Source organism: Kaistella chaponensis, assembly GCF_900156725.1.
In the GTDB taxonomy this organism is placed as follows: domain Bacteria; phylum Bacteroidota; class Bacteroidia; order Flavobacteriales; family Weeksellaceae; genus Kaistella; species Kaistella chaponensis.
In genome coordinates this window covers 234,828-244,721 of record NZ_FTOI01000003.1, presented here as the reverse complement: position 1 = coordinate 244,721, position 9,894 = coordinate 234,828, and the positions used below count along the sequence as shown (strand labels likewise).

General features: G+C 35.4%; 11 protein-coding genes. 4 read left to right on the top strand and 7 right to left on the bottom strand.

The window, feature by feature from the left end; genetic code table 11:
* Window positions 1-91 precede the first annotated feature (91 nt).
* Window positions 92-514, top strand: a complete 423-nt coding sequence (locus BW932_RS04840) for a DUF6943 family protein (protein WP_076386019.1) — start codon at window positions 92-94, stop codon at window positions 512-514.
* Between the two features lie 187 nt (window positions 515-701).
* Here the strand turns inward: BW932_RS04840 and BW932_RS04835 are convergent, their stop codons facing one another.
* From BW932_RS04835 to BW932_RS04820, 4 genes are all read right to left on the bottom strand, one after another.
* Window positions 702-974, bottom strand: a complete 273-nt coding sequence (locus BW932_RS04835; RefSeq protein WP_076385919.1) for a hypothetical protein — start codon at window positions 972-974, stop codon at window positions 702-704.
* Window positions 964-1,227 carry a hypothetical protein gene (locus tag BW932_RS04830; RefSeq protein WP_076385917.1) on the bottom strand — a complete coding sequence of 88 codons (264 nt, stop codon included), beginning with the start codon at window positions 1,225-1,227 and terminating at the stop codon, window positions 964-966. Before BW932_RS04830 ends, BW932_RS04835 begins: the two co-directional genes overlap by 11 nt.
* A 12-nt stretch (window positions 1,228-1,239) precedes the next feature.
* Window positions 1,240-1,692: a DUF5675 family protein gene (locus tag BW932_RS04825; protein ID WP_076385915.1), complete on the bottom strand. Its 453-nt coding sequence runs from the start codon at window positions 1,690-1,692 to the stop codon at window positions 1,240-1,242.
* A 68-nt stretch (window positions 1,693-1,760) separates the two neighbouring features.
* Window positions 1,761-2,564, bottom strand: a complete 804-nt coding sequence (locus tag BW932_RS04820; RefSeq protein ID WP_076385913.1) for a hypothetical protein — start codon at window positions 2,562-2,564, stop codon at window positions 1,761-1,763.
* A gap of 375 nt (window positions 2,565-2,939) precedes the next feature.
* On the opposite strand from BW932_RS04820, the gene BW932_RS04815 reads away from it, so the two are divergent.
* The 3 genes from BW932_RS04815 to BW932_RS04800 all read left to right on the top strand — a co-directional run bounded on the left by BW932_RS04815 (window position 2,940) and on the right by BW932_RS04800 (window position 6,416).
* Window positions 2,940-3,461, top strand: a complete 522-nt coding sequence (locus BW932_RS04815) for a hypothetical protein (RefSeq protein WP_076385911.1) — start codon at window positions 2,940-2,942, stop codon at window positions 3,459-3,461.
* An 854-nt stretch (window positions 3,462-4,315) separates the two neighbouring features.
* Complete coding sequence (locus tag BW932_RS04805) at window positions 4,316-4,840, top strand: GNAT family N-acetyltransferase (protein WP_076385907.1); 525 nt, start codon at window positions 4,316-4,318, stop codon at window positions 4,838-4,840.
* Between the two features lie 163 nt (window positions 4,841-5,003).
* On the top strand, window positions 5,004-6,416 hold the full coding sequence (locus BW932_RS04800) for an aminotransferase class V-fold PLP-dependent enzyme (protein WP_076386017.1): 1,413 nt from the start codon (window positions 5,004-5,006) through the stop codon (window positions 6,414-6,416).
* Window positions 6,417-6,869: 453 nt separating this feature from the next.
* Here BW932_RS04800 and BW932_RS04795 read toward each other — a convergent pair whose 3' ends face one another.
* The 3 genes from BW932_RS04795 to BW932_RS04790 form a co-directional block, all read right to left on the bottom strand.
* Window positions 6,870-8,546, bottom strand: coding sequence for a M20/M25/M40 family metallo-hydrolase (locus BW932_RS04795; RefSeq protein WP_245820649.1), 1,677 nt, complete (start codon window positions 8,544-8,546; stop codon window positions 6,870-6,872).
* The gene (locus BW932_RS14355) at window positions 8,522-9,091 is read right to left on the bottom strand and encodes a TolB family protein (protein WP_245820647.1); all 570 of its coding nucleotides are present in this window, start codon (window positions 9,089-9,091) and stop codon (window positions 8,522-8,524) included. Before BW932_RS14355 ends, BW932_RS04795 begins: the two co-directional genes overlap by 25 nt.
* A 93-nt stretch (window positions 9,092-9,184) precedes the next feature.
* Window positions 9,185-9,883 carry a hypothetical protein gene (locus tag BW932_RS04790; protein WP_076385905.1) on the bottom strand — a complete coding sequence of 233 codons (699 nt, stop codon included), beginning with the start codon at window positions 9,881-9,883 and terminating at the stop codon, window positions 9,185-9,187.
* Window positions 9,884-9,894 lie beyond the last annotated feature (11 nt).

Here is a 9,894-nt window from a genome sequence, read left to right as displayed (position 1 = left end):
TTTCTTTTTTCTTTTTTTTCCCTTTTTTTCTTTCTTCTTTTCAAAATATTTCATCGAAGCGGAGCGGAGCAAAATTTTTAAAGCAGATAGTATGAAAACTCCAAAAATCTACACCTATAGCCCAAAAAATCAAAAGTCAGAATTTGATTTGTATGCACTTTCAAAAGGTTTAAACAGCGGAAAACCTTTAGATACACCTTGCCCAAATTGCTTTGTAATTTCCTGCCGTAATACGGAAGAATTAGACCAGTACCGCACCATATTGTTTGGATTATGGAAAGCAAAATCTTTTCATCAATTCTTTGTAGGTTCTGTTATTCCATTCATCAGAATAAACGATTTTAAAAATCTCGTTTTTGAACAAATGGCACATCTACAGGAAAAACAAAAAGCCTATCAGCAAGATGTAAAAAAGTTCAAAGCACTGGAGCAAAACGAAAGAGCGATGTACGAACAGCTCCTTTTAATTTCCGAACTGAAACGCATCTATATTTCAAGGCATTTAAAAAGGTAGCCGTTTGGGCTACCTTCGTTTGCGTTTACCATATCCACTGAGTTACCGTTATTAGCACTTTGACAGCCATATAAAGGCAATATAAAAGCACCGTTTTATAAAAATACTGCAAGCGGGTGCAGAAAATAAAAAATCCTGCCCAAAGGACAGGATTAAAAAAACTAACCATTACTAAAACCCTTATCTACTAAGGCTTTTCAGCTTTTTTTGTTTCATCTTTACTTTCGGCATCGTTGCTTTCTTCCGCTTGGATAGCGGTTTGAGCAACTGCCGTGGCGATGGTTCCACCCAATGCCAAATACCCTGCAACGGTTACAATCGTGGCAGGAATAGCCACCGGAGCGGTTAAGATTGCACCGCCTACGGCGGTCAATGTGATGCCGATGGCTCTAACGATTTTGAACCATTTTGGCGTTGGAGCTTTTACACGCTCTACTAAGTTTAAATTATTATTTTTCATTGCCTGAATGTTTTAAATTGTTTTGTTCAATAATGTTTACGCGGTGTTCCAGATAATCTACTTTTTGATTGAGCATACTATAACTGCTTTTGAACTCTGTTTTGATGAGCAAAGCCATCGTTTTTACTTCGGTTAAATCCTTTTCCATATTCTTAAAATCGGAATGAAGTTGTTTAATGAAGTAGGCAACAATCGCCAATAGCATACTAATCAAAGAGCCGAACACGATGTTTAATGTGATTGCATTTTCCATTGTTACGGGGTTTTAAAATTGAAAATTATTCTCGATGCTGATGTGATTTTCTGCTCCTTGAGCGATGCTCAAAAGCTTTGGATAAATCATTTGGTAAGCATCTTTACTTCTTACGATTTGGTAATCGCCATCAATGAAATCGAACCCGAAACCACACAACGGACAACCTGCGGTTTGTCTGAAATTGTTCCCAATGTGGATGTACACAAAACTGAAATTCGGCAAGCCATTTATTTCAATCATTCCTTTGTGAAGCTTCGGGAATTTCTGCCGATACTCGGCATTCATTCCGCCCCAGATGTTCAGTCTTAAAGTGTAGTTTCCTGCAGGAATTGCGGTTTGTTTTGGTATTTTGATGGCTCTGATTTTGTCTTCCAACAAATAACATTGAAAAATACCATCAATGTACAACTGGCTCAATGTGCTTTGTTTGCCTTCGGCAACTCTTATGATTTTTGCTTTCATTTGAAAATCGTTTTTGGAATTAATTAAAAAAGCCTTCTCTTGTGAAGAAGGCTTTAGATTGGGTTGGCTTAAAACGCATCTTCAATTCGCAAACAGTTGCCGGAATTTAAAGCGTAATAGTTGCTGTTAACCTCTTGGAAAAACTCAATCCCGATGCATTGAATAACCGTTACATTCACTCCCAAAGTTGGAGCACCCGGAAGTGTTGCGGTTAACGTAGAGCCTGCATAAGCGGTATTCAAAGGGATATAATCCGAATACTCAACGATGCTCAGCTCATTGTTTACGATGTCATCAGGGTCGTAAGTTCCGGTTGTTGCGTTGTACACAAAATCGGCAACCACCGCCAAAGCGTTAATCAATCGGAAATGTGTGGTTCCTGAAGGAGCGGAAATCAAATCGGCTGGATTAAACGGAGCTATGATAAAATCTGCACTTTCCCTACCTGCGATATGGGTTACATCATACGGAGCATTGAAAACCCCATTAATGGAAAGCTTTTTATCGAACTCAAAACCCAGTAAATAATTTCTTTGGGTCGAGATTTCGACCTTACGGTAGCCTCTGGCTTCCGTTCCGTCTTCCAAATTGATTTTCTTCATTATAGAAGTTAATCGACCTGTAACTTGGCTATCTGCCATTTTTGACATCAATGCCGAAAGTGCTGTTCTCACAGACTTTCCAGCTCTTGCACATCCGCCAAACTCGTTCATATTTTCACGAGTACGTTCAAATTCGGGTGCGGAATTAACCTGTTCTGCGGTTGGTCCGCCAACCATTCCGGCGAAAAATCCTTGTTGACCTTTTATCTTGAAGTGTCGCACATCGCCGATAGTGCCAACGTACTTCATAAGTCCTTTTTGTCTTGCCATTGTTTTAAAATTTAAGAGTTAATAAATGCTTTGCTATAGCTATTACAAAGTTCTATCTATCTCATTTTATGAGCAATACACAAGATTGTACAATGTAATGCAATGCGGTGCTATCGCACCGAAAGCACTCATTTTCAAAATTCAGAACAGCAATTAGTTTGAGAAATCGGAGGAAGAAGCAAGGGTAAAAAACAGAAAAAGTATAGCGTTCCAATGCCTACAGTTAGCTATTTTTATGCGGTAGATATTTGTAAAATAAAAAGGGTCTAAAAAGTTGTACTTATGTTGTACTTCAAAAAATAAAGTAAGCAAAACCTATTGATTTACAGATACCTGCAAAACAATTACTGATAATTGAGAGTTATGCGACATTTTATGAAAACACCGCTCCTAACATTATTTTTAACAATTTTATCATTGAATTTGTTTTCTCAAATTCATATAACAAGTGACAGTGAAAAAAACGCTATCGAATTTTTTGACAAATTCTATAAAGAAAGAAAATTTGAAAAAAAAGTAAAAAAAGTTAGACAAAAAAACAATCAAATAATTTATGTTGTTGACGGAATAAAATTTAAGGTAAACATTACCGAAATTTTGGAAGAAAAATATATCGAAATTTTAAAATCAAAATTAATAAATCCAATGGATTTTTATTTAGGGACTGAATTCAAAATATTACACTTGGAGGAATTAAAATTTGAGGGACTAAATCCTAAAACTAGAAGATTTCGAGTTTGGGTATTACCTAAACTTACAAACAATCCTTTAACAAATCGTATAAATCCTTCCGAATTTTATTTTGAGTTGCAAAGTAAGAATGATTTTATAAATTTAACTGAATATCTAAAAAATGCAAACTTGACTTTTTTTCAATTTGCCACTATAGTAATTTAAAAAAACGTCGCATAACATCGTATTCGCAAAAAGCGGGTCTGAATAGAACCTTACAACGTTTTTGGTTTATTGAAATTTTTGTTATATTTACAAACAGTAGTGAACGTAGCCCGCTCTTCGCGAATACGTTTCCCGTTAATGGCAAGCTATTCCCAGATATCATTTAAAAACAAAAAAGTGAATAAAACTTTAATAATTTTCATTTTACTAATTAATTCATTTTTTTATTCTCAATCGAAAAATGAAATTTATCCAACAAATATTGATGGTGAGATTGTAAATAAATTTGACTCATTAAATAAAATTAACAGATTAAACCAAGTTGAGGGATAATTCTACGCGTTCAATGCTAAAGTTTTAGAAGTAAAAAAGGCATATAATAAAAAACCATATTTACTAATAGAATTTCCAGAAGGACAAAAAATATGGGTTGCCTCGTTATTAAATGATAAATTATTAAAAAAGAATGCTCAACTAAAAATTTTAGGAATATTAAGTAAAGTTCAAGAGAACGATGAAATTGCAAAAAAACTTAATGATAAAAATTATCATATTTTAATGTTTGCATTTTTGGACATCATTAGCTTTGAGGCCAAAGCGTTTGAAGGAGCTTTAGATCAAGCTGAACAATGGATAGATGGACAAATTCCTGAAAAATTAGATTAAATTTTGCCTGCAGATAATAAGATACTTCTACAAGCGGGTATGAATTAATCATCGCTAAGTCCTTTATAAAAAAAAAGTATCCTCCGACTTCGCTTCAGACAAGTTCACCTTCGGTAATATTTATGAGAGAGGTCTTTTCACAAACTAACATTAGTTGCAACCTCAGAAAAAATCTGCAAAAAAATAGAATGGAAAATATAATCACCAGAAGAATAACTTTAAACGATTTGGAAAAGTTGCAAGAGATTGGTCGAAAAACTTTTGAAGAAACTTTTTCTGAATCCAATTCTGAAGTTAATATGTGCAATTATTTAGAACATAGTTTCTCTAAAGAAAAACTTACCGCAGAACTGCAAAACAAAAACTCTGAATTTTATTTTGCGATTTTAGAAGATGAAGTGATTGGCTATTTGAAAATAAACTTTGGGGAATCACAAACGGAATTGAAAGACAAAAATGCACTCGAAATTCAACGAATCTACGTTGCAAAAGAATTTCACGGAAAAAGCGTTGGCCAAATTCTTTACGACAAGGCAATCGAAATTGCGAAACAGAAAGCTTCAGAATATGTTTGGTTAGGTGTTTGGGAAGATAATCCAAGAGCAATAAGTTTTTACAAGAAAAATGGTTTTGTAGCCTTCGACAAACATGTTTTCCGATTAGGCGACGATGAACAGACCGATATCATGATGAAAATGAAACTGGAAAGCTAAAAGAAAGCAGCTAATAAAAGCGGTTTTAAGAAATTGATGTATAAGTTCCTCATTTAAAGTTTGTTTTGTACATTTGATTTTTAGTGCTTCCTCGAAATTTTTGGATTTACAGTTCGCCGACTTCTTAAAGTTGAGGAACATCATCAATAAATTTAAAATCAATATGGAAAATTTGAATTTAAGTTACAAACATGATATTCAAGAGATTAATGAATTATCTCATGATGATTTTTTTAATGAACTGCGCCAAACAGAATACCATAGATTAGACAAAGACAACCATGTTTATCTAGACTTTACGGGTGGTAATTTATATGCAAAAAGTCAATTAGATAAGCATTTTAGCATTCTCGATGAGCATTCCTTTGGCAACCCTCATTCTACAAATCCAACCTCAATGTTGTCCACCGAATTGTTGGATGAAGCTCGTGAAGCAGTCATCAAATTTTTTAATGCAGATGATTATTATTGCATTTTTACCCAAAATGCATCCATGGCTTTGCATCTTGTTGCTGAAAGTTATCCTTTTGAAAACAACGGTCATTATCTCTATTGTATCGACAATCACAATTCAGTGAATGGAATCAGAGAATATTGCAGCAGAAATGGTGGTTCACATTCTTATTTTCCAGTGAATTTTGATGACCTTTCTATCGCTAATGACGAACTTATATCGAAATTATCAGAATCAAAAGCGCAAAACAAATTATTAGCGTTCCCTGCACAATCTAATGTTTCAGGAGTTAAACATAACCTTAATTATATCAAAATAGCCAAAGAACTTGGTTGGGATGTTATCCTTGATGCGGCAGCTTTCGTTCCTACTTCAATTTTGGATTTAAAGGAACATCAACCAGATTTCGTTTCAGTTTCCTTTTATAAAATATTTGGTTATCCAACAGGAATTGGTTGTTTGCTCGTGAAAAAATCATCATTTGAGAAGCTTAAAAAACGTTGGTTTGCAGGCGGAACTGTGAATTTGGTTTCCGCTAAAACCCCTTATTTTTATTTGGCCGAAAACCACGAACGCTTTGAAAATGGCACGGTAAACTATTTAGGGATTCCTGCCATCAAAATAGGTTTAGATTATATTCGAGAAATAGGAATGCAAAGAATTAATGAACGGGTAAATTCTCTGATGACATACCTTTACCACAACCTGAAATTGTTGGAGCATTCGAATGGCATCTGTCAAGTGAATATTTTTGGACCATCAGATCGACAGAATTGTGGAGGTACGATGATTATGACTTTTAATAATCCAGATGGATCTAAAATTCAATTTGAAAAAATTGAAGAACTAGCCAATTCAAAAAAAATATCGGTCCGCTCTGGTTGTTTCTGCAATCCTGGACTCGATGAAACAAATAACTGCCTTACCATTGATGAATTAACCAATTATTTCAGTAACCACAATAATGGAAATTATTTCGATATGATTAATTCTTTGCAAAAAATGAGAGGCGCAATAAGAGTTTCTGTCGGATTAGCGACCACGAAAAAGGACATCGACACCTTTGTTTCCTTTGTAACGGAGCTTAAAGACAGAACTATTGCAGTCAGTGCTTTTGCGTAATAGCGGGTTTATTGATTCGGCTAGTTCCCTTTCTGAACAACTGCTTTGCTCCTTTGTTTTACTTAAAAGGCATCGTGTTTCACTCCGATAGGCTTTTGGTCAACTTCGAAGACATTTTGTTTCATTACGAAGACATTTTGTTTCATTACAAATGCATTTTGTTTCATTTCAAATGCATTTTGTTGCACTTAGTGAGAGTTTTGTAGGGATTTTTTTGCCAAAATAGAACTTTTCCAAATGGGGAAAAAAAATTCCTGTTTCTAGCCATTAAAATAAAGCAGAACTAACAATAACAGATTTTGTATTTTCCGAAAATCCTCATCTCCTAATTGCTCCCATTTTGAATTTAACCAAATCAATTGTAAAATGCTTTTTTTATTTGATTCTTAAAAAAAAACCGTGTCGCCAAAAAAATGGCAACACGGTTTTACTCGATTAAAAGTTTGTAGATGGCTAAAATGTGACTGTCATGGTCATTTCTTTTCCGTCACGCAAAATAGTGACCGGTACAGTGTCGCCGGAATTTACTTTGGTAAGGCAATCCATATAACTGTAAACTTCTTTGACCTCGCATTTTCCGATTCGCAGTAGAATATCTCCAGCTACAATTCCGGCTTCAGATGCAGGGCGTTTTTCGGTGACACCATCGATATGAAGACCGTCTTTGGTATCTGCATAACTTGGCATAATGCCGAGTGTTACTTTGTATTTCGGTACGGCTTTGCTCGCAGAAATTTTCGTTTTCGTAAAAGGAATGTTTTTTTCCGACGCCAATCCATTGGTTAGATTGAAAACATAGGACGTAATGTTTTTTAGACCCGTCATATTAATTTTATCGGTGTCATCAGTTGGTTTGTGATAATCGCTATGTGTTCCTGTGAAGAGAAATAAAACAGGAATATCCTTTAAATAAAAACTTGTGTGATCAGAAGGTCCAACTCCCGAACTGTCGATGGCTAAATTAAATCCGGCAGGTTTGTATTTTTTGATCATTTCTCCGAAAACAGGGGAGGTTCCTACGCCGCCTACAGTGAGATCTTTGTCTTTATTCAATCTTCCCACCATATCCAAATTAACCATTGCAACCACATTCGGATATTTTGATTTCACGTTTTCTGCAAAAACTTTAGAGCCCATCAAACCATCTTCTTCCCCAGAAAATAGGGCAAAAATATAGTTTGCATCTTCTTTGGTTTTATTTTGAGAAAAAATTCGCGCCAGCTCCAAAACCGCCGATACGCCAGAAGCATTGTCATCGGCACCATTGTGAATTTGTCCCTCCGAATTCATGAGCGTAGAATTGTGATGTTGATTCAGACCCAAATGATCGTAATGAGCTCCAATAACAATTGTTTTGGCGGCTTTGTTATCTAAATATCCAATGATATTTCTGGCATCAACTTTCACCGAGGAATCATCTTGATGCGGATTTATTTTTACCTCATAAGAAAAATTCTGTGTGTAATTTTTACCTTCAAAAGGTTTAAGTTGGAAGGTTTTAAATGCTTTCGAAATAAATTCTGCGGCTTTTTTTTCGCCTTCACTTCCCGCCAATCTTCCTTTCAATTCATCGGACGCCAAATAAGTGAGCGTATTCAGCATATTTTTTTCAGAAACCAATTCGGTACGGTCACTTTCTACCCAATCTGCTATGAAAACATTGGTTTCATGCGGTGTATCGCCTTTTCGGTTGCTCGAAAAAACGAATTTTTTGCCGTCTGGAGAAAACATGGGAAAAGCATTAAATTCACTTTCGAAGGTAATCTGATGAAGATTTTTTCCATCAATATCAATGGAATAAATCTGAAAATCGTATCCTTTTGTTGAATGATGATTGGACGAAAAAACAATGGATTGATCCGATGGATGAAAATAGGGTGACCAATTCGCTTTTCCTAAATGAGTAATTTGTTTGAGATCAGACCCATCAATATTCATCGTATAAATCTCCATGTTCGTGGGTGCAACTAAGTTTTCTGCCAAGAGATCTTTGTAACCCTTAATTTCTTCAGCAGTAGTTGGACGTGAGGACCGGAAAACCAGTTTTTTAGAATCGTGAGAGAAAAAAGCACCTCCATCATATCCTAAACCAGAAGTTAGCTGTTTCAGATTTTTCCCATTGATATCCATCCGCCAAAGTTCCAAATCTCCACTTCTGGATGAAGTGAAAACAATATATTTTCCATCCGGAGAAACAACCGATTATCATAACCTGGAGAATCAGTCAGTTTTTTAGTGATTTTTCCGTTAAGATCTGCGATATAAATATCGAATTCGGCATAAACTGGCCACAAATATTTTCCGTCGGTTCGCGGTTTCGGTTTTGCGGGACATTCTTTGTTCGATTCAAAAGTAGAGGCGTAGAGAATGTGTTTTCCATCGGGCATAAAAAAAGAGCAGGTTGTTCTGCCTTCACCGTTAGAAATACGTTCTAGATCTTTGGTGGTACCATTCTTTTTGGTAAGATCTAAAAGATAAATCTGATCGCAATGCGCGCCAATCGAAGGATTGGTAACCTGCATTGTTAATTTTTTGCTGTCTGGCGAAAAATAGGCTTCTGCATTGTCGCCACCAAAAGTAAGTTTCTGAATGTTTTTCAGGCTGACTTCCTGTGAAAAAACAAATGATGAAACACTGAGAAAGGCTATTTTTAAAGTAAATTTTGAAGCAATCATGTATTCTGATTTTTAATTTAAAACAAATATAATCAAATAAAAAATCGCAGAATAATCTGCGATTGGATTTAAAATGGAAAGAGCGAGAACGCGCTAATTTACAACTGTAGCGCTCACCAAACGGGTTTCAAAAAAACCTTTTCCATAGACGGAATGACAAATTTCTTTAACCAAACCAACTCCTTTCTTAAAAGAAATTTCCTGCGTTTTTTTTAGCAAGTTGGGTTGTGAAGCAGCAGGAGTAAAGTCTCCTAAATAAGGTGAAACTAAATATACATTCCCCTCTACATCGATGCTTTTATCTTTATGTAACTGGTAAAAAAGACTTCCGACCAATTGATTCATTTCGATTTGATCCCGTTTGAAAGTAAAACTGAAGTCTGTTCCGGGATGGATCACCGATCCGCTCGTTTCGGTAATGGGAATGTTGTCAAGTGTTTTGAGTGCCACCAAATGACCTTTGGAGTTCACGCGCAGATATCTGAAACTTTCCTGATTATTCATAGTAGAATTTGTCCAGACCGTTTTTGTTCTTTCCTTGGCAAAAGTGAAACCCTGAACTTCAACTTTACCAACAATACTTACAGAGTCTATTTTTCCTGTGAAAATGTAAACCGATTGAGGATTCGTAAAATCAGGATTATCATAGGTTTTGTAAACGAATTTATTTCCTACATTCAGATTAAAAAAGTTTTCCACCGCCGGATTTTCAGGAGCGGTATCTTCGCTTGATCTGCATGAGATTATGATCATAGATAAAGCGGCGAGTAAAATTGCGATTGATTTTTTCATAGAATTTTCTT

Excerpts from the sequence above, each read along its gene's own strand:
- BW932_RS04800 (WP_076386017.1), top strand. The coding sequence starts at position 5,004 with ATGGAAAATTTGAATTTAAGTTACAAACATGATATTCAAGAGATTAAT.
- BW932_RS04835 (WP_076385919.1), bottom strand. The coding sequence starts at position 974 with ATGAAAAATAATAATTTAAACTTAGTAGAGCGTGTAAAAGCTCCAACG.
- BW932_RS04840 (WP_076386019.1), top strand. The coding sequence starts at position 92 with ATGAAAACTCCAAAAATCTACACCTATAGCCCAAAAAATCAAAAGTCA.
- BW932_RS04825 (WP_076385915.1), bottom strand. The coding sequence starts at position 1,692 with ATGAAAGCAAAAATCATAAGAGTTGCCGAAGGCAAACAAAGCACATTG.
- BW932_RS04805 (WP_076385907.1), top strand. The coding sequence starts at position 4,316 with ATGGAAAATATAATCACCAGAAGAATAACTTTAAACGATTTGGAAAAG.
- BW932_RS04815 (WP_076385911.1), top strand. The coding sequence starts at position 2,940 with ATGAAAACACCGCTCCTAACATTATTTTTAACAATTTTATCATTGAAT.
- BW932_RS04795 (WP_245820649.1), bottom strand. The coding sequence starts at position 8,546 with ATGGATATCAATGGGAAAAATCTGAAACAGCTAACTTCTGGTTTAGGA.
- BW932_RS04790 (WP_076385905.1), bottom strand. The coding sequence starts at position 9,883 with ATGAAAAAATCAATCGCAATTTTACTCGCCGCTTTATCTATGATCATA.
- BW932_RS04830 (WP_076385917.1), bottom strand. The coding sequence starts at position 1,227 with ATGGAAAATGCAATCACATTAAACATCGTGTTCGGCTCTTTGATTAGT.
- BW932_RS04820 (WP_076385913.1), bottom strand. The coding sequence starts at position 2,564 with ATGGCAAGACAAAAAGGACTTATGAAGTACGTTGGCACTATCGGCGAT.
- BW932_RS14355 (WP_245820647.1), bottom strand. The coding sequence starts at position 9,091 with ATGATTGCTTCAAAATTTACTTTAAAAATAGCCTTTCTCAGTGTTTCA.